Below are 20,258 nucleotides of genomic sequence, written 5' to 3' on the forward strand. Positions count from 1 at the left end.
ATCCTTTTCAAAGTGCTTTCGTTTTTTGTTTTCCATGCGTTTCGCTTTCGGTCAGTTCCATTCCCCGAAAAAAGGAAAGATCTTCAAAATCATCCCTGAGTTGATATATTGCACTTCCAATCATATAAAGCGATCCCGTGATTAAAACGGGCCCATCTGAAATTTCTTGTACCTTGTCCAAAAAAGGGCGTGACATCTCTCCCGAATATCCCACTTGGCAGCCTCGGGTTTGCAATTCCGACGATATATCCCCTACTTCGCGAAATCTTTCGTATGGCGTTCTGGTAACGTGCCAAACAGAAATATGGGGAGCAAGCAAATTCAGCATTTCATTCAAGTCTTTATCGCGGAGAGCACCGAAAACGCAAGCGAGTTTCTGCTTCGGGAATTCCAGTTCCAAAGTTTCCGCTAGCCGTTTTACCGCATGGGGATTGTGCGCCCCATCCAAAATCCAGCGCAGCTTTCCCTCTGGCGTCCGCAATTTTTGCATTCTGCCAACCCAAAGCGCATGGCGAAGCGCATCGCGAGCCTTTTCTTCATCAAAAGCGATGCCTAAAAAATCGCAGGCAACAGCCAAAGAAAGAGAAGCATTTTCCGCATAATGATGCCCGACATTCGGGACTTCCAAATCTTCGACAACCGGGGGAAACACAACTTTGGCAGAAAGCGATTTTGAAAAATTCTCGGTATCCCGCACAAGTTCTGGAGAAATTCCGCCGGCAAACAAAGTCGCCCCCGCAGAAAGGATTCCCATTTTTTCATGGAGAATTTCCCGTTCCGTGTTTCCCAAAATTTCCGTATGCTCCATCCCGATGCTCGTCAGCACAGCCCTTTTGCCGCAAGCCGTCCGAGTCGAATCCAGACGTCCGCCAAGCCCCGCTTCTATTACCGCGACTCCCACATTTTTTTCGGCAAAATACAGAAAGCAAGCCAGAGTCAGGGCTTCAAAAAAAGAAATCCGTGTTTGCGTTTGTTCGGCGACATCCCTTACCTGCAACAGCAAGCGGTTCAAATCCTCTTCAGAAATGGGCGCATTATCCAACCGGATGCGTTCCCGCACATTCACCAAATGCGGGCTCGTGTAAAGCCCCGCCGAAATGCCATGCGCAGAAAGAATCCGAGAAAGGTAAAAAGCCGTCGATCCCTTTCCATCCGTTCCAACAACATGAATGGTTTGAAATTTTCGTTCGGGATGTTCGAACACATCCAGCAGACGTTCCATATTCTTCAAATCTCCCGTCATCCCAAAGGGAGCGAGAGCTTGCAGGTATTTTAAACCGGCGCAATTCATGCTTCTAAATTAGTTAATATTTCCCTGCCTATGAATCAGAACGCTTTGAAAAAAGCCTGGAGCGAGCATTCCTTGCTCTGGGACAAAAACCTTTGGGTCTATCCCGTTATCAGCCGCCGTGCCGGCGGTCTTTCCATCGGCATCAATTTGAATCCCGATAAAAAGTGCACGTTCAACTGCGCCTATTGTCAAGTCGATCGTACCATTCCCGGTTCCCCGCAAGAAATCGATGTAAATACTATCGAAGCGGAAATCGTACGGATTTTTGCTGCTTACGAAAAAAATGGGCTTTCCGATTTTGCCTTATTTCGAGATGTCGCTCCCGAAAAACGCCGGATCAAAGACATTTGCCTTTCTGGCGACGGCGAAAGTACTCTTGCCACATCCTTTGCCGAAATTTGCCAAATGATGCGCCGTTTACAAGACAGATACTCTCGCTATCTATTGCAGCTGACCTTGATCACAAATGCCACTTGCTTGAACCGTCCCAACGTGCAAAAAGGACTGGAAGCTCTGACAGAAAAGCGAGGCGAAATCTGGGCGAAGCTCGATGCCGGAAGCGAACGCTGGTTTCAAAAAATCGACCGTTCCCGAATTTCGTTGGAACAGATTCAAAAAAATCTGGAAAGCACCGTTCAAAAATTTCCTCTGCGCATACAGACCATGCTGTGCAAAATACAAAACGAATTTCCCGATGAAGAAGAAATCCGTTTGTATATCCAGCGTCTGCAAAAAATTTACGTTCAAAATCCCAGCAACTTTTTGGGCGTTCAACTTTATGGCGTAATCCGGCGAACGGCTATTCCCGAAGTATTTCCACTGGAAAAAGAATTCTTTGAAATGGTCGCTCAAAAAATCCGAGAAACCATTCCCGTCCACGTCGCCATTTTCTGAACAAAGCTTTTACTGAACAGCTTCGCAAGACGTTGCGATTTTATTTGCGGAATCCCAGCTGAACGAACATACAGCACTTTCTCCGGCATAAACCGTGTAAATTCCTGCGGAAAAATCAGGAGACGCTGCAAATAGCGACTGGATATTTTTTCCTGCTTCCAATGAGAACACCGAAGAACCTTCGGCATTGCGAATGGACACCATCGAACCTTCGATGATTTCTGTCGGAAGAATTGTTACAACCGCATAAATATCCGCATTTCGGGGAACCATGGTGGAATCATGCCCTCCACCCAGTCCTACCCAAGTTCCACCGGAAACCGACAGTTCCTGCGTTCCTATAAACGGTTTGGAGCTTTTGGTTATTTTCGCATTTCCATTTATCAGCTGCAATTTTTCCGTCGCGCAAAAGCCTTCATCCCCAGCGAGAATTTCAAAATTGCCGTCAAAGACTTGGAGAGTAGCCGCATGGAAAGCATCCCCGTTCACCGTCCGAATTTTAAAATTTCCGCCAGCAATGGAATCGACATAAGCCGCTTTGACTCCCGCATTCCCTACATCCATAGTAAATGTCCCCGCCGAAATGGCGACCCTGCCTTTGTCCAACGGACGCGTTGCCTTATCCGAAGAAATTCCCGACCCGTCCCCCGTGCGCAAGTAGTAATTGCCGCCATCTTTCACTCGGACGGAACCTTTTCCTTTAAGCGCGTTGTTCAGCGCATTCACATAAATCGTCGGCGAATCTTTAATCACAAGGTCCGCTTTTGTATGGATTCCGTTATTGTAATTTCCCGTAACATACAAAGTACCATTTCCTTCAATCGTCAAATCTTCACGAGCATACAGGCAAGCTTTGGGAACCGAATCCAATTCCGTATAAGTGCCGACAGTCATAAACGCATATTTTCGGGCATCCGAAAAGATGTTTGTCGAACCATCAGCCAGATGGATTTTCATCTTGTCGCCAGCGACAAAGAAAAGCGGCGCATTTTCGGAATGGTGCAATTTCACGCCATTGAGAACCAATTCCACAGTTGCCGTTTCCGGCACATTAATCAAAATCTGCGCATCCGAGCAAGAACCGCTCATCACATAAAGCCCGGCACTTCCGATGACAAGAATATTTTCCGAGACCGAAACGGATTTGGTTCCCGCGTTCAAAACCGAAATTCCCGCATCGCTAAAAGTCACCAGCACTGCCGAATCCGGAGCCGCATACACACCCGCCGAAGGTGCCTCGGGAACTTCCCACGAAAGCCAAGTACTTGTGCTCAACGTATCGGTGTCGGTATTTTCGACATCCGGATTATCGCCGTCCAAATCTCCCGATTCCGAAGAAGAAAGCGTGCTAAATTGAGAGGAAGAGCTTTCCGCCAAATTTTCGGAAGAAATCCCAGAAAATTCCGAACTGCTGGAATCCGTTTCCGACGCATTTGAAGAAGAATCCGAGGAACAAGCGACAAAAATCGCAGCCGCTACACAAAACCATTTTAAAGTAAACGTAGAATGTTTCATCAATCAACCTCAACGTTTTGAATATATATTAAACGATTCAATTCCATTTGCAAAAAAAAACTCACAAGGGGGGGGCTGTTTTTGCAACCCATGTTTCTTATTCGCAGAATCCCTGCTATTAGTGATTAGCGACTAGTGGCGAGTACCCTTCGATTAGTTCGGCAAACGGCTGCTGTGCTTCGACAGGCTCAGCAACCGGTTGGAAGTTGGAAGTTGAAAGTTGAAACTGATAACCGAGTTCATCTTGAGAAAAAGAGTTCTCAGTCACGAAAAAAGTTCGCAATTTGAAAAAATTTTAATTGCAAATTTATCGCCATTTCCGGCAAAAGAAGTCCCGCCGAAAAGCGGGACTCCCTGTTTTGGTTTGGAGGATACAGTTATTTGTAGTAGTAGCTGAGACCGTTCAGGAACGTCACTGAATTCATTCCCGAAACATCCACCGTCGAAACGGAAGAAATCGATCCACCATAAAGAATCATGCTGCCAGAACCCTGCGGTTTGAAAGCCGCATTTGACGAACCGTAATAATTCGTATTCGTGTAAGAAGTCGCCGTGCAATTCGGGTATTCCTCAGTCTGGCTGCCGAACGCCAGCATTACACCGCCTGAAATCGTATAGCCGTTATCCGTGTCAATAAGACCGCCAGTACCATTTGTAGAACATCCTCCGCTGGAGCTTCCGCCACCCGGCCCGGCAAAAGGCATAAAACCACCCCCAGAGCTGCTCGTCGGGATTTCCAGAATCAGAACACCGCCCGTTTGCGTTGCGGTGCCATTCGCATCTAATACGTCGATATCACCTCCCGAAGCACTCACATAGTGATAGCCCCCACGAATGTAAAGATATCCGGTTGAATTAGACTGCATTCCCCCACCCGGACCGCCCCAACCCCCGGTATTCGTAGAACCCGAAGTCAGACCTGCCGCATTCCAGCCGTCGTCTGTCCCATAAGTCGATGTCACACCACCGTCGAAGTACATATATCCGGCTTCCATTCCTTCGACTGCTTTGACAACATTGATATAGCCGTTATTCACATGGAGAGCCGAATCCGCATGAATACCGTCATCACCAGCGGAAACAGTCGTTTGCCCACCATTGAACACAATGCTTAAATTGGAATGGATGCCGTCATCGCTCGTTGAAATCACGTTCAGGATGCCCGCATGAATGAACAGCATCGAATCCGAAACGATGCCCTTCCCTGCGGATGCGTTGACCGTAATCGAAGGAATCGTTGCGCTATCGGCGATCACGATGTAATTGGAAGCCTGGATGCCATCATCTTTGGAAGTGATAGCAATCGTTCCGCCGAGAATCGCAATATAGCCCTTGCCTTCAGCGAGTTTTGTCGCATCATCTTCATCCGCCTTGATGCCGTCACCGCCCGCTGTCAAATTCAGGATTCCCCCTTCGACTTCCACGGAGCGTTTTCCCTTGATAGCGTGCTTCTTCGCAGAAATGGAAATGTTCGGAGCGTCCTTGATTTTTAAATCCTTGGTCGTGTGAATGCCGTTTCCGCAATAGCTCGTATCCGCACAGGATGCGGTAACGGTCAAATAACCCGATCCCTTGATGGTCAAATCCTTTTTGGAATAGACGACCGCCTTGGTGGTATCCGTCTTGTATTCCCCTTCATCGGTATAGCTCCACGTTTTCGTTCGGGAACTGGCATCGCCTAAAGTATTGCTTGTACCATCGACGAGCATCAGAAATACCTTGTCCGCAGATTGCGCATAAATGGCGGCATCATCCGGGCTTGTCAAGGAAAGGTTGCTCAAATAGAGATAGACTTTGTCGGAGGCGTCCGCACTCACAAAAATTTCATAATTCGAGGTCGTCCCCGTCAAGGTATAATCGCCGGCACACAGGATTTTCACCAGCGTCCCCGCCGTATCCACGCAATTATTGTTATTTTCCACCGTCAGCGCGCTGCCGCTAAAAGTGAGAAGCGGAGCGGAACCATTCGGAACAATAACTTCCACCGAAGAGGAACTCTTCAAGATTTCAATCCAACTCGACGAGGAGTTCAGAGGATTTTCTGCTGAAGAGGAAGAGACGGAAACCGTATCCGATGGAAGTTCCGCAGAGGAACTCGAAGATGCCACGACGGTAAGATAAATCTTGGTGCAACTGGAGTCGTTCATTTCGTAGTAATACATGCCCAGCGCATCGCGATAAAAATACTTGCTACCCAAAACGTTCAAAGGTGCCGTCGTCTCACCGCAAATGTAAGTTTCAATCTCTCCGCTCGAAGAAGAAAGCGCCGGAAGCAGGGAGTCGCCCTCCACCGAACTGCTAGAAACCGCCGGCGTTTCCGGATAAAAAATCGTCCCATCCGCTGCAACGGAATAAACGAGATTGCCAAAATCGTCCAAACAATAGGTGTTGCCTAAACCGTCTTCTAAAGGCTGATAATCGCCGCAAACCGAATTCACCGGTTCCAGGATATCCGCCTCTTCGGGCCCGCTCGAAGAATCGCTGTCGCTACAGCCGAAAAGGACCACCGACCCCGTGCAAAGCAGCGGGAAACCGATTTTTTGGAAAAAAGATTTCATAGAGGACTCCTTTTTTGGAAAAAAATAGATGCCGAATCCTTTCTTTTTTCGTAAAAGCGGCATTTACAGTTTTCGTTTTTCGGGAAGAAAATTCCCAAAGCAAGCAAAATGGGAACAATCTTCTCCATATTTGATTTTTTGAAAAGGCGGCCTTTTTCCCGACAGACGGATAACCGTCAAAAGAATCTTGAATTACATTTACGGAGCATGATTTTGACCCTTTTGGAAACCGCCTTTGTTTCGCTACTCGTCGTCACGGCGTTTTTTTACGCGCTATTTGAATGGCGAATGTTCCGCGCTTTAGGGAAAGTCCATATCGGTCATTCCATCCGAAATCCGTTGCCATCCGTCAGCATCCTCGTTTCTGCCCGGAACGAAGAGGCGGGAATTTCGCAAACCCTTGATTCGCTGATGAAGCAGCTTTATAAAGGGCGATGGGACATTTGGGTGGCCGACGACCGTTCTACGGACCGCACCCCACAGATTCTCGCCGAATACGCCGAAAAATATCCCGATCGCATTCATATTTTGACCATTTCGGAACTTTCGCCGGGAGAAAGCGCCAAAAAGAACGCCATCGCCAAACTGGTCAAAGCTTCCGCCGGGGAAATTCTCCTTTTGACCGACGCCGACTGCATTGTTCCGCCGACCTGGATCCGCGCAATGATGCAAGAGTTCGAGCCGGGAATCGACTTTGTCGCCGGCCACTCCTATATTGAACTTCCCAAAGACCGATTCAACTGGCTTTTAAATATGCAAGCCGTCGAAACGATGGCCTATCGCATTGCCGGAACCGCGGCCCTCGCCATGGGAACGCCGATCACCAGCACCGGAAACAATCTGGCATATCGCCGTCGCTTTTTTGAAGAAGTGCACGGGTTTGAAGGCGTCTCTAAAATCCAGAGCGGCGACGATGACCTGCTGCTGCAGAAACTCGCCCGCGAAGCCCCCTGGAAAGCGCATTATTCCATCGACCCGGAAGCCTTTGTTTCAACGCAAGGCAAAGAAACTTTCCCCGAACTTTGGGAACAGCGCAAACGCTGGGCGTCCAAAACCACTTATTACGCCCCCAAAACGGTTGCCATTTTGACAATGGTCTTTCTCTTTTTCTGCCTGCTCTTTGCCGGCTACATTCTTTCCTTTTTCAGTTTTCCCATTTTTCTCGCCACCCTTTTCGGTTTCCTGATCAAACTGGTCGGCGACACCTGTGTGGAGCTCCGCGGACTCCGCATCTTCCAGCAGCAAGAACTTTTCAAATGGTTCCTCCCCGTAGAAATCATTCACGCCCCATTTACTGTATTCGCCGTGCTTTTTGGAATAGCCGGTCATTTTAAGTGGAAAGGTTGAACTCCATGGTCAAAAAAACAGCAACAGACGAAAATAAATTAATTCTGGTCATCGCCGAAAAACCGAGCGTCGCCGCCGATTTGGCACGAGCAATCCCCGTCGGTGGTAAATTCAAAAAAGAAAAGAACTACTACGAAAACGACTGCTATATCATTTCCTGGGCGTTGGGTCATCTGGTCACTCTCTGCGACCCGAAAGAAATCAGCGACAAATACAAAAGCTGGGCAATGGAAACCCTTCCCATTTTGCCAAAGGAATTTGCGCTTAAAGCGATTCCCGAATCCAAATCCCAGCTGACCGCACTTGGCAAACTCATCCGCCGCAAAGACGTCGGCACCATCATCAACGCTTGCGATGCGGGTCGGGAAGGCGAACTGATTTTCCATTATATTCTGGAATTTGAAAAAGGAAAGACCGGACTCAAAGGGAAAAATATTCTGCGCCTATGGATGCAAAGCATGACCCAGGCTTCCATCCGAGACGCCTTCGAGCATCTGCGGACCCAAGAGGAAATGCGGAACCTGCTCGACGCCGCCCTTTCCCGTTCCGAAGCGGATTGGCTCGTGGGCATCAACGGTTCGCGCGGACTGACGGCCTACAACAACCGCTTTGGCGGATTCCAGCTGACTCCCTGCGGTCGCGTTCAAACGCCGACCCTTGCAATGATTGTAAACCGGGAAGAAGAACGGAACAACTTTGTTTCCAGGCCCTATTGGACAATCGAAGGAACGTTTCTGTCGGGAAAATCGGAATATAAGGGCAAATGGATTGACCCGGAACTGAAAGCGGACAAAGATCGAATCTGGGAAGAAGATCGGGCGCAAGAAATCGTCCAAAAATGCCAGAAAAAAACGGGAACCGTTTCCGAAACGACCAAACCCAGCTTTCAAAAATGCGGACCGCTTTACGACTTGACAACTCTCCAACGAGAAGCGAACAATCGCTTCGGATTCAGCGCCAAAACGACGCTTTCCATCGCCCAGGCACTTTACGAGCGGCACAAGCTCACCTCTTATCCGCGAACCGACAGCCGCGCCCTCCCCGAAGATTACGTCGGTACTGTAAAAAAGACCCTCACCACGATGGAAGGGAATCTCGCTTCCTTTGCACACAAAGCGCTCGACAACAACTGGGTAAAAAAAGATCCGCGCATTTTCAACAATGCCAAAATTTCGGACCACTTCGCCATCATCCCGACGGGAAATAAAATGAAATCGCTCTCCGAAGCGGAACTTAAAATATACACGATGATTTGCCAGCGTTTCATCGCCGTATTCTACCCGCCCGCGGAATACCTGAACACGACCCGCATCACGGAAATCGAAGGCGAAAAATTCCTGACCGAAGGCAAAATCCTCAAAGATCCGGGATTCAAAGAAGTCTATGGAAAAACATCGGATGACGAAGCGAACATCTCGCCCATCGATTCGAGCGGCAAGGCGCAAGCCAAGGAATTCGAAATTTCCGCAGAGCACACCAATCCGCCGCCGCGCTACACCGAAAGTACATTGCTCTCCATGATGGAGAATGCGGGAAAATTCGTCAAAGACGACGAACTCGCCGATGCGATGAAAGACCGCGGCATGGGAACTCCAGCGACTCGGGCGGCCATCATCGAAAAGCTTATCTCTGACAAATACATGGTTCGGGACGGCAAAGAACTGATTCCGACCAGCAAGGCGTTTGGCCTGATTCAAATCGCCCGCGCGATGAAAATCGAGAACTTGACCAGTCCGGAACTTACCGGCGAATGGGAATACCAGCTTTCCCAAATTGAAAAAGGCAAGGAAACCCGTTCCGCTTTTATGCAGGGCATCGAAGAGCTGACGACCAAAATGGTGCACAACATCCGCAGCTTCAAGGAAGAGGACACGCGAAAAGAAGCGGCTTTCAGCCCGGTGAACGGCAAAAAAGTGTACGAAAGCGTTTCCCGCTTTGAAACCGAAGACGGCATTCTCATCCGCAAAATCCTAAGCGGACGTAAAATGAGCGACGAAGAAGCCGTGGAACTTTTGACCCAGCATAAAATCGGGCCCTTGACCGGATTCCGCTCCAAACGAGGCATGGAATTTTCAGCAGGACTCGCCATCGAAGAAGGCAAAGTCAAATTCGTCTTTGACAACGCCGAAAACGAAGAAATCGAATTAGGCGAAGAACTCGGCAAATCGCCCATCGACGGCAGCCCTGTTTTCGACACCTTGACCGCCTACGTTTCGCAAAGCTACGTCGATAAAAAAGAATCCGGATTTCACTTGAACAAAATCATCCTCGGCAAAGAAATCTCCACGGACAATCTAAAGCGACTGCTCGCCGGTGAAAAAACGACGCTCATCCAAGGGTTCCGTTCCGCCAAAACACGCCGCCTCTTCGACGCCTATCTCATGCTCGAACCCAAAACGGGAAAAATCAAATTCGACTTCCCGCCGCGCGTGCCCGGCAAAGGTAAGCGATTCTTCAAAAAGAAAAAAGAAGAAAACGCTTAACGGCGCGCGTGCCCCGGCTAAACGGCAACGCCAAAAAGAATTTTCGCCGGGTCGGGCTATATTGCACTAGGCTGCAAAGCCGCAAAATAAGAGCACAGCAGCTTTGCCGCCAAGAGCAACGGAGCCGCGCAAGCCGCGTCTCCGCCCGTTCGGGTCACTATCCCTCACGCCATTTCCAAAATTCCTCCCAATTCGCCCCTAATCGTTTTTCCAAGGCAGTCGAATTTTGACACTTCGCGTCTCCCAAAGAGCGTGATAAGGCATCCCTAAAGCAAGGCCGTAATTAGCGGATATGGAAGGGACAATTCGCCTAAGGGAACAAGTTCCCAAGGCTCATGGGGAGCTTTGTTCCTCGCTGGGACGGATTGTGTACGAGAACCTGCTCGCTTGCGTTCCTTGAGCAGGCGGTTGTTTTTACGTCACCCCGAACCCCACAGGGGTTATACGACACTTGTCAATTTATTGACTTAGTGGAGTTATCCTCTATGTGGATATACGACACTTGGTAACTTTGTTACCTTAGTGGAGTTATACTCGAAGTGTAGAAGCAATCCTTTTTCCGCAGATAGGATTGCCACGGCGCTATCGCGCCTCGCAATGACGAAATGCCAGCAAGGATTGCCGCGCCGCTATCGCTGCTCGCAATGACGGGAAACCCGCACAGATTGCCACGGCGGCGCATCCCTGAAACTTGGAATCTCTGATTCCATAGTTGAAATATCCCTAAAAGGGACAATTCGTCTAAAGGAGCAAAGCTCCTAAGACTCATGGGGCGCGGGCGAGCTTGCGCCACGCGAGAAGAAATTCATCTTGTGAAAGAAAGTTCCCTCTTTGAAAAATTTTTCAATTGCGAATATCGAGTGGAAGATTACATACAATTCTTTCCCGCGCGGCCTGAAAAAACGCAGCATTCACGGCAAGAATTGCACCCGCACACCCCTGCGAAGCAACGCCTGCCGAAGAATCGGCACCAGATTTTCCGTTTGTTCAAACGGGATCAGATTTTCCAAAATGTCAAAAAGCCGCACCTCGCATTCTTCCCGCACAAACGTGAAGCCGCAAACCTTGCCGCCCTGCACAATCACCACGCCGCATTCCCCATGGGAGCGCCCCGGCAAAAACATCGCCAAGTCGGGCAAGGGAGCGCCGACATCCGGCAATTTACGCACTACCGCATTGCACGGGAAACGCGTTTTCGCCAATTCCGATTCCAAATACAGCTTGGACAAAATTTCCGAGCCGAGTTCCTTCACCCGAATATCCCAAATTCCATCCGTCAATCCTTTAAGGGGCGACCTCCGCGTATTGGAAAGCAGTTCCAATGCCCGACTGCGAAGATTCCGCGCCGCCGTCGCATACAAGACCCCGCTTTTCCCCATAAAATAAAGAATTCCCGGATGCCGCGAAATCTGCATCACACGCTCTTCCGTCCAATTCTTCGGATAAAACAAGGGCTTTTTCCCGCCGCGCAACAGCTCTTCTATTTGCGCAAATCCCCCGCTTTCATTCGCATGTATCAAAACCCGCGCCGCAGCCATCGCATCGTTCAAAGCGTGGTGCTGGTCAAAATCCGGAAGCCCCAATTCGGCGACCAGTTCATGCAGGCTGTATTTGGCAAGTCCCGGGAAAACCCGGCGGGACAATTTGACCGTACAAAGTCGTTCCGGCGAAAAATCCAACCCCGCCCGTTTCATTTCCGCTTCAAGAACTCCATAATCCGAAGCCACATTATGCGCGACAAAGATACGCCCATCCAAAAGCGCATCGACCTTTTCCGCAATTTGTTCAAACTCCGGCGCATTCTTCAGTTTTTGCGGCGTAATTCCCGTTAAATTCTGAATAAAAGGCGACAATTCTCCGTCCGTATGCACAAACGAGCTGAACGAATCCGTTATTTTCCAATCATCAACAAGGACAATTCCTATTTCGATAATGCGGGCATATTCCGGTTTACCGCCCGTCGTTTCTACATCGACTACCGCAAAATGGGGAGCTTTTTCCATGGCCCATTCCCGTCAGCGGACATCAAAATCCACGGAACTGTAGCCGTTTTCAATCCGAGCCTTGATCTTTTGCCCTTTCACTTTCATTTGCAAAGGTACCGACAAAAGGTAAGTCACGTTGGCGACATCGGAAAGTTGCGCTTCCGATTCCGAAACCGATGCCCTATAGACCTGCTTTTTCCCGACCCAAATCGTATAGGTGAAAGTTCTGGGATTGCCGCGATGCACCTGGCTTTCGTCCGCACAAAAATGGACGATGCCTCCCACAGGAAGAGTACGCAAACTGTCCCGAATTTTATCTTCGGGCTCGTCGTTCGCTTCCATGCGCATCCGCATATCCCCTTCCAATTTATCCAAAGGTTCGTATTCAATGGAAACATTCGTCTGCATATCTTTCGGGATCGCCGATTCCCGAATGTCGCGGACGCGGGAATTGTTCTGGTAATACTCCCAACGGCCATTATCGTGCAAAATCACGATTCTCCCGCCCGACGTCGTCGCGGTCACATCTTCTGCAAATGCCGCAAGTGCGAGCGAGAGCACTCCAAAAATCCATTTTTTCATCATATCCAGAATCTAGTCTTTTTTATGCAAAAACGGAGAAATTTTGCGTTCCAACCGCAACAAAGCCACCGAGACGTATAAACTTTTCGTTCATACAATGACAACCGATTCAAGATTCTCAAAAAACACGGGCTTTGATATATTTTTTGAAGCCGCCATCTAAAAAAGGCTTTGGCGAATGCTTCGGCAAGCTCAGCAACCATGCTTCGGCCCCTGAGCCTGTCGAAGGGCAGCAACGAGGCCTTTAACCATTATTACGGAGAATTTATGCTGATGAAAAAAATCTTGCCTGGAATTTTTGCAGGAATTGTCGCGTGCTCCCCGCAACACGGAGAAAAAAATAGCGCCAAGCATTTTGACTCGTTCAAAAAAACAGACCCGGAACTTTTTGAAATCCTTTCCCATGTCGCCGATTCCGAAATTCAGCCGCTTTTGCCCGCCGAAAACCCGGCGGATATACCGACAGCCAAAGAAGCCTCGCTTTCCAAACTGGCGGTGCTCATGGGTTCACAAAGCGTAGAACTTTTCAAAGCGGAACTCCGGGCGGCTTTAGGGACATCGACAACTCCAGAGGAAGTTCGCGAACTGGTTTATCAGGGAGTCCCCTACTTGGGAATCGGGCGTGTGCTGCCCTTCATTTATGCCAAAAACGAAGTATTTGAAAGCATGGGCATTTCCACTCCGGAACCAAACAAAGATGCGGTCCATGTCAGTCGGCAAGAAAGCGGCACCCAAAAACAGGTAGAAATTTTCGGCGAACGGATGCGTGAATTTTACAAATCCGGACCGGAAGAAAGTCGGCACATCAATTATCTGCTTGCCGCCAACTGCTTCGGCGATTACTACACGCGCGCAGCACTCGATGCCAAAATGCGGGAACTTTTGACTTTCTGCTATCTTTACGCACAGGGCGATGCAGAACCGCAGTTCATTTCCCATGCGGCGGCGAATTTACGGATGGGACGCTCCAAACAATTCCTGATAAACATCATCTCTTTGAATATTCCCTATATGGGTTATCCCAGAACATTGAATGCTCTTCGCGGGATTCAAGAAGCGGCAAAGTCCTTTGAAAAAGCCGAAAATCAAAACAAAGAAAACGATCAAATGGCAAACCGGGCGGAATTCGACAAGCAGAACATTTTTGGAAAGGGAAAGCCCAACACCGCCTACGCCAAATACTTCATCGGCAATTCCTTCCTGAATCCGGTAACGAAGGCAGGCGAACCCATTTCAATTTCCAATGTCACTTTCGAACCGGGATGCCGAAACAACTGGCACATTCACCATGCGACAAAAGGCGGCGGACAAATTTTAATCGTCACAGCGGGAAGCGGGTGGTATCAAGAAGAAGGCAAAGATCCGCAATCCCTGAACCCGGGCGACATCGTGGAAATTCCCGCCAATGTCAAGCACTGGCACGGCGCAAAGGCCAATTCGTGGTTCAGCCATCTGGCTTTTGAAATTCCCGCCGAAAATCCGAGCAACGAATGGCTGGAACCCGTTAGCGATGCAGAATACGCCAAACTGAAATAAACAAAGGCCCAACAAAAAAAGGACTCAATATGGAATACGTGGAATTAAACAATCATGTAAAAATGCCCATCCTGGGTTACGGCGTTTACCAGACTCCACCCGAAGAAACCGAGCACTGCGTTCTGGACGCCATCGCTCTCGGCTATCGTTCCATCGATACGGCGCAGGCTTACGGCAACGAAGAAGGCGTCGGCGTGGCCATTCAAAAAAGCGGCGTTCCCCGTGAAGAGCTTTTCGTCACGTCCAAAATCTGGATTTCAAACGGCGGCTATGAAAAAGCGAAAGCTTCCATTGAAGAATCGCTTCGCAAATTGCGCACAAGCTATCTGGACTTGATGCTTATCCACCAGCCTTTCAACGATTACTATGGATCTTACCGGGCAATGGAAGAAGCTTACAAAAGCGGAAAAATCCGCGCTATCGGCGTGTCCAATTTTTACTCCGACAGGCTCATCGACATTTGCAACTTTGCCGACGTAATGCCCGCGGTAAACCAGATTGAAACCCACGTTTTCCAGCAGCAAAAGGAAGCGCGGAAATTTTTGAACAAATACAATGTCCGGCATGAAAGCTGGGGCCCGTTTGCCGAAGGCCGCAAAGACTTCTTTTCCAATCCCGTATTAAAATCCATCGGTGAAAAATACGGAAAAAGCGTTGCCCAAACGGCACTCCGTTTTTTAATCCAAAGCAGAGTCATCGTGATTCCCAAATCCACGCACGCCGAACGCATGGAAGAAAACTTCAGCGTCTTCGATTTTTCGTTGAGCGAGCAAGATATGCAGGACAATCGCCTTCCGCTTTGTACCAGGTTTCCGTTTTCTGCATAGGCGCAAATTTAAAAAGGAAGCTCTAGATTATAATAATTCAAAAAATCTAAAAAACTGTTTTTTCGTTATGCGATTTTTTGAGAAAACTAACAATCGATTGCCTCGATGAGGACATCTTGCAGGAATTCGCCGGGCTGATAGCCGAAAAACGCGGCCAGCCGAATGAAGTTTGTCATGGTGAGCTGGGTGTGGCTAAAGTGCCCACTCTTGCGTTTTACGCCTACTTCCACACCGTAAAGGGTGTTCTTGTGGAGACCTAGCTGGAATGCGAGCCCGTCGCGGGTGATGCCACGTGCCTTGCGGTGCCGCCTAAGAACCTTTGCGAGGGCTTCAGCGAAGCGGTCGTCCTCCATTTTCTGCAAGTTTTGCAGGTCTATCTTAGGCATGTGTGACATGTTAAAATGTTAGTTTTTGGACGATATTTGAAGTATACAGATGTCTGTTACTATTTTACAGAGAATTGTGATGGTGTAAGGAAGGACAGACTCGGTGCTGAAATAATGTGGTAGGGTTGTTTTGGCCTTAATCGTAAAAAAAGTCACATATCTCTGTGATTTTAGAATGAATGTTATCTATATTTTTAAAAAGTTACAGACGTCTGTGACTCTGGTGGTTCTGTCAAATAAACTGTGTCATTTAGTTTTTGTTAGCTAAAAAAAGAGCTTTGAAATTTCAAAATTGAAGAAGCGAAAAGCAAAATCAAAGCGATGTTTTTTCAACTCGATTTTGTCTTTGCGACAACTTCAAATTTCTCCTTTTGAAGCAATTCAAATATAACAAGAAATGATAAAATTATCATTCCTTGTTTGAAAAAAAATCATCCAATTAAAGTTTTTGTGTTTCCGTTTGGGGGCGGAGAAAATTCATTTTGGAATTTGATTTAAGTTGAGTGGATTAAATCTTTGACCAAAAAGAATCGATAATTTTTGTACGCAAGTTGTCCAGTTTTGCAATGGCTTTTTCCACTTCTTTTTGATATTTCGATACGCCAAGTACACGAGTTTTACAAGCGAGTCATCATTTGGAAACAGACCTTTTGTTTTTGTCACTTTTCGAATTTGGCGATGATAACCTTCGACAGTATTTGTCGTATAAATAATGCGACGAATTTCACTTGGATAATCAAAATAACACGAAAGTTTATCCCATTTTTCTTTCCAAGATTGAATGACGATTGGATATTTTTTTGCCCAATTTTCTTCTAATTTTTTTAGTGCAATTTCGGCTTCCGTTTTGGTCGATGCCGCATAAACTAACTTCAGTTCTTTCAAAAATTCTTTTTGTGATTTTGCGTTAATGTACTTGAGTGAATTTCGAATTTGATGCACTACACACAACTGAACATTGGTCTTTGGAAACACGGATTCTATTGCGTCCGGAAAGCCTGAAAGTCCGTCTACACAAGCGATGAGAATGTCTTCCACTCCGCGATTTTTCAAATCGGAAAGGACTTGCATCCAGAATTTTGCACCCTCGCTTTGCGACACATACATGCCTAGCAAATCTTTGTAACCATTTGAATCAACACCGATGACATTGTAAATTGCTCGCGTTGTTACGATGCCTGATTCATCTTTTACTTTGTAATGAATTGCGTCCATCCAAACGATGGGATAAACCGTTTCTAAACGTCTCGTTCTCCATTCGTTAATCTCTGGCCACACGCGTTCTGTGATGTTGCTAATGGTATCGGCTGAAATGTATTCGCCAAAATCATCTTCCAAATATTTTTGAATATCGCGCATACTTTGTCCGAGTCCGTAAAGGCCGATAATTCGGTCTGCAAGACCTTCGGCAAGCACGGTTTGACGTTTCTTCACAATCTCAGGATTAAAGCTTCCTTCGCGGTCTCTAGGCGTGTTTATTTGGACTGCTCCGTATGCCGTTTTTATCTCTTTCGGCATTTTCCCATTGCGCCGATTTTCTCGATTTTCGGGCTTTGTTTTTTCCAAATGAACATCCATTTCCGCTTCTAATGCAGCATTCAAAAAATCTTCCAATACTTGGTGAAATGCTCCGTCTTTGCCAAAAATTGGCTTTCCTGTTTTGAACTGAGATGCTGCTTTTTTGATCATCTCTTTATATTCTTCGTGTGTCATCATAGTTCCTCAATTTACATCATTTTTCAAATGATGCTTGGTGGTGAATGACACAGTTTTATGGATAGAGTCCTTCTGGTCGAGGTTATCCCGGATTTGACCAGGTAACAAAGGGAAATACAATCTAGAGGTATAATATGAAGACAATGAAAAAGATTGCTTACAAGAAGCCCCAACTTATCGCCAAGAACAACCCTACCGGTAGTTTCGCTGCTGGATGTGCGTCAAAGGACGTTCACACGCCATTCTATTGCAAAAGTTGCCTATATGGAAACTAACAATTTTTGAGCATCAATTCTTTCTAGAGTGGGGTTGAATCCCTTGCTCTAGGATTTTTTTGTTTCCTTCAATTTATTCATAAAAGGAATCTTCATATGTGTAAATATTCAATGTTGTCAATAGAAATTGATTTTTTTTGGGATCAGGATCTCTCACAATTAGCCGAAATCTTTGGTGCTAGCAAAAAACTTTGTTCAGAATCTCCAACAAAAATCAGTTTTAAATTTTCTCTTACTGACGATGGAATCACAGAAGTCGTCATTAAAAATGCCAAAACCGTGTCTATCAAATACAGAGAAATGGTTGAAACATCAATTTGTAACAATCTTCCTATTTGGAAACATGAAAAATTTATCGATAAAATTGCAAATTATCTTGAAAACATGAACGCAACCTCGTCTGCATTCTCGTCAGATAAAAAAATTTATTGTAGGTGTAATCTAAGAAACGAAGGCGAATTAGACATACTGGATGAAGAAGGCTATTTAATAAAGGGCCCCTACAAAGCCTCAATGGCATTCTCCTTTGACATTTCAAATTCATCTATAAAGGAAAGAATATCGGAACTATTAAAGAAAAGTCTTGAACAGTTTGAACAAGTGAAGAAAGAACCAAAGGGAAAATAATGTTCTATCGGCAATCTCGAGACACCTTTATTCGTTCCATTGGCGAGTATGGCTACATTTACAGCCAGCTCACTAAGCACGACCGCACCTATACCCAAGAGGGCTGGACTTTCCTTGATGTTCTATCCCGTGAGCCGCAAAGTCTTGATGCCCTGACGGCCAAGGTTTGTGAATACTTTGAGGACGCTACCCCTGCAGTCATCAAGGATGACTTAAAAGAATTCCTAGATTCTTTAGTTGCTGATCGTTATTTGGTTTCTGGAGCGACCGCCGAAGAATGTTCCTCTAAAGACACCTATTTTAGTTATGCGGAAAATCCAAAGACACTGTTCACCTACAATGCCCGGCAGAATCCTGACGATGAAAAGCTCTATGCCGACACGCAAGAGGTGTTGGGTTCGCACTATCGTGAACATCCGCAAATCCACAGTTGCCAAATCGAGACCACCAACCGTTGCAACGAACGCTGCATCCACTGCTACATTCCTCATGAATTGAAAAATGTGGTATTGCCCTACGAAGTGATTGAAAGTGTCTTGCAACAATTGCATGACTTGGGAGTCGTGGGACTGACCCTTTCGGGCGGAGAATTCTTTACCCACCCTGATGCAGAAAAGATTTTATGCAAGGCTCGGGAACTAGATTTTAGTTTCACAATTCTTTCTAACATTACCCTGCTTACGCCCAAGATGATTGAAGTCCTTAAAGAAGTCAATCCTGGACTCGTTCAGACCTCGCTTTATAGCGTCATTCCAGAAGAGCATGACCACATTACTCAACTGAAAGGCAGTTGCGAAAAGACCAAAGTGGCAATTGATGCGTTGATCGCCGCAAATATTCCCGTGCAAATTAGTTGTCCGGTAATGAAAACGAATTATCATACCTACAAAGATGTTTTGAGATACGCTTATGAGCGAAAATGTAAAGCATATACAGACTTCGTGATGATGGCTCGCTATGATTTTACAACAGATAACCTAACAGAACGTCTAACAATGGAGCAAACGGAGAATTTGATTAAAGACATTATCCAATTCGATAAAGATTATCTCAACTTTACCGATACGCCTATTTCTAAGATATCCCGCGAGGAATGGGGCGAGCAACCTTTCTGCGGTGTGGGGATGGACGATCTCTGTATCGGAAGTGACGGAATTGTTTATCCGTGTAGTGGCTGGCAGGGCATGGCCTGTGGCAATGTGCGAGAACAACCCATTAAGGATATCTGGGAAAAATCCCCGCAACTTAATAAGTTGCGCAATCTTACCAAATCAGCAATCCCGCAATGTTATGATTGCGAGAATAAACAGTTCTGTGCTCCGTGTCTTGTTCGCAACTTCAACGAAAGTGGCGGAGATTATCTGAAGGTGGCTTCGCATTTTTGCAAGGCTGCCCACTTAAACCGCAAACTTGTAGAAGAAGCCAAGGCGAAACGGACGTTTTCAAAATGATGACGGATTATCATGTTCATATTGGTCAATGGAACGATGTCTATTTTAAGGCAGAAGATATTTTCTATGCTTTGAAAAATTCTGGCATTAGTGAATGTTGGTTTTCTTCTACAACCAGTTGCTTGTATTCAAAAACAATTGTTGCAGGGAAATGTGATGCCGAGGACTTAAGTCACGAGGAACTTTATCTAAAAATCCGCGAAGAAGTCAATTCTGCCTTGGAATATGCGCAAACAATAGATTTCAAGGCTCATGCCCTTTATTGGGTTGTTCCCGATATTGTCAAAAGCGGCATTGGCATTGAGCGGGCAATGACAGAATGCCCTTACGAAGGTTTCAAGTTACACCCTCGCGCTCAAGAGTGGAAACTTGACGATCCCGTAACTGTAAATTTTACGGAAGAGCTCTTTTCGTATGCGGAAAAACAAAATTTGCGTATTTTGATTCATACAGGGGCCAGTGGCGATGATTCGCCGAAACGGTTCGAGTATTTTATCAAAGCACATCCGAATGGTCTTGTACAGCTCGCACATTTGAAAGACCTGGATGCTCAGGAATATATGCTAAAAAATTACCCTAATGTAGTGGTCGATTCCTCTTTTGCAAGCGAGAACGAAATTGGAGCGCTTATAGATGACGGCATCGAACGCAAGCGAATCCTTTGGGGTACCGATATGCCAGTTACCTATTGGTGGTATAATGTCCTCGGGAAAGAAAGAATCCCGAGTATTGGAAAAGAAGAGTTGACCGAGTTTTATAAGAAAAATCATTATTCAAACGAATAG

15 protein-coding genes are annotated in these 20,258 nt (G+C 46.8%); 8 read left to right on the top strand and 7 right to left on the bottom strand.

Going from position 1 to position 20,258, the window contains the following annotated elements; translation table 11 throughout:
* Window positions 1-7 precede the first annotated feature (7 nt).
* The gene (locus tag BGX14_RS04755; protein ID WP_095879220.1) at window positions 8-1,291 is read right to left on the bottom strand and encodes a folylpolyglutamate synthase/dihydrofolate synthase family protein; all 1,284 of its coding nucleotides are present in this window, start codon (window positions 1,289-1,291) and stop codon (window positions 8-10) included.
* 30 nt (window positions 1,292-1,321) lie between these two features.
* Between BGX14_RS04755 and BGX14_RS04760 the strand changes: the two genes are divergently transcribed.
* Entirely contained in the window at window positions 1,322-2,185 is an 864-nt protein-coding gene (locus BGX14_RS04760) for a radical SAM protein (RefSeq protein WP_095879221.1), read from the top strand.
* A gap of 9 nt (window positions 2,186-2,194) precedes the next feature.
* On the opposite strand, the gene BGX14_RS04765 is transcribed toward BGX14_RS04760, so the two are convergent.
* Window positions 2,195-3,700 (bottom strand): carbohydrate-binding domain-containing protein, encoded by a 1,506-nt coding sequence (locus BGX14_RS04765; protein ID WP_095879222.1) that lies wholly within the window; start codon window positions 3,698-3,700, stop codon window positions 2,195-2,197.
* Window positions 3,701-4,077: 377 nt separating this feature from the next.
* Window positions 4,078-6,258 carry a carbohydrate-binding domain-containing protein gene (locus tag BGX14_RS04770; protein ID WP_158223234.1) on the bottom strand — a complete coding sequence of 727 codons (2,181 nt, stop codon included), beginning with the start codon at window positions 6,256-6,258 and terminating at the stop codon, window positions 4,078-4,080.
* Between the two features lie 207 nt (window positions 6,259-6,465).
* On the opposite strand from BGX14_RS04770, the gene BGX14_RS04775 reads away from it, so the two are divergent.
* Together BGX14_RS04775 and BGX14_RS04780 are read left to right on the top strand one after the other, a co-directional pair.
* Complete coding sequence (locus tag BGX14_RS04775; RefSeq protein WP_073303293.1) at window positions 6,466-7,605, top strand: glycosyltransferase; 1,140 nt, start codon at window positions 6,466-6,468, stop codon at window positions 7,603-7,605.
* Window positions 7,606-7,610: 5 nt separating this feature from the next.
* Window positions 7,611-10,088: a DNA topoisomerase III gene (locus BGX14_RS04780; protein WP_095879224.1), complete on the top strand. Its 2,478-nt coding sequence runs from the start codon at window positions 7,611-7,613 to the stop codon at window positions 10,086-10,088.
* Between the two features lie 911 nt (window positions 10,089-10,999).
* Here the strand turns inward: BGX14_RS04780 and BGX14_RS04785 are convergent.
* Window positions 11,000-12,091: a PolC-type DNA polymerase III gene (locus BGX14_RS04785; RefSeq protein WP_073303225.1), complete on the bottom strand. Its 1,092-nt coding sequence runs from the start codon at window positions 12,089-12,091 to the stop codon at window positions 11,000-11,002.
* 12 nt (window positions 12,092-12,103) lie between these two features.
* Window positions 12,104-12,658: a hypothetical protein gene (locus BGX14_RS04790; protein WP_143394134.1), complete on the bottom strand. Its 555-nt coding sequence runs from the start codon at window positions 12,656-12,658 to the stop codon at window positions 12,104-12,106.
* 264 nt (window positions 12,659-12,922) lie between these two features.
* On the opposite strand from BGX14_RS04790, the gene BGX14_RS15780 reads away from it, so the two are divergent.
* The gene (locus BGX14_RS15780; protein ID WP_198951153.1) at window positions 12,923-14,191 is read left to right on the top strand and encodes a carboxymuconolactone decarboxylase family protein; all 1,269 of its coding nucleotides are present in this window, start codon (window positions 12,923-12,925) and stop codon (window positions 14,189-14,191) included.
* 29 nt (window positions 14,192-14,220) lie between these two features.
* Window positions 14,221-15,018, top strand: a complete 798-nt coding sequence (locus tag BGX14_RS04800) for an aldo/keto reductase (protein ID WP_095879227.1) — start codon at window positions 14,221-14,223, stop codon at window positions 15,016-15,018.
* A gap of 86 nt (window positions 15,019-15,104) precedes the next feature.
* Here BGX14_RS04800 and BGX14_RS04805 read toward each other — a convergent pair whose 3' ends face one another.
* Together BGX14_RS04805 and BGX14_RS04810 are read right to left on the bottom strand one after the other, a co-directional pair.
* Window positions 15,105-15,413: a helix-turn-helix domain-containing protein gene (locus tag BGX14_RS04805; protein ID WP_143394136.1), complete on the bottom strand. Its 309-nt coding sequence runs from the start codon at window positions 15,411-15,413 to the stop codon at window positions 15,105-15,107.
* Window positions 15,414-15,881: 468 nt separating this feature from the next.
* Window positions 15,882-17,117 (bottom strand): IS256 family transposase, encoded by a 1,236-nt coding sequence (locus tag BGX14_RS04810; RefSeq protein WP_095879753.1) that lies wholly within the window; start codon window positions 17,115-17,117, stop codon window positions 15,882-15,884.
* Window positions 17,118-17,491: 374 nt separating this feature from the next.
* Here BGX14_RS04810 and BGX14_RS04815 point away from each other — a divergent pair, with 374 nt between their 5' ends.
* Genes BGX14_RS04815 through BGX14_RS04825 form a run of 3 tightly spaced genes read left to right on the top strand, consistent with a single transcriptional unit; the run spans window position 17,492 to window position 20,258 of the window.
* Entirely contained in the window at window positions 17,492-18,022 is a 531-nt protein-coding gene (locus BGX14_RS04815; protein ID WP_095879229.1) for a hypothetical protein, read from the top strand.
* A complete protein-coding gene (locus BGX14_RS04820) occupies window positions 18,022-19,473 on the top strand; it encodes a radical SAM protein (protein WP_095879230.1) in 1,452 nt (483 codons plus the stop codon). The genes BGX14_RS04815 and BGX14_RS04820 overlap by 1 nt, the downstream gene beginning before the upstream one ends.
* On the top strand, window positions 19,470-20,258 hold the full coding sequence (locus tag BGX14_RS04825; protein ID WP_095879231.1) for an amidohydrolase family protein: 789 nt from the start codon (window positions 19,470-19,472) through the stop codon (window positions 20,256-20,258). Before BGX14_RS04820 ends, BGX14_RS04825 begins: the two co-directional genes overlap by 4 nt.

The organism is Fibrobacter sp. UWS1, assembly GCF_002300445.1.
GTDB lineage: Bacteria > Fibrobacterota > Fibrobacteria > Fibrobacterales > Fibrobacteraceae > Hallerella > Hallerella intestinalis.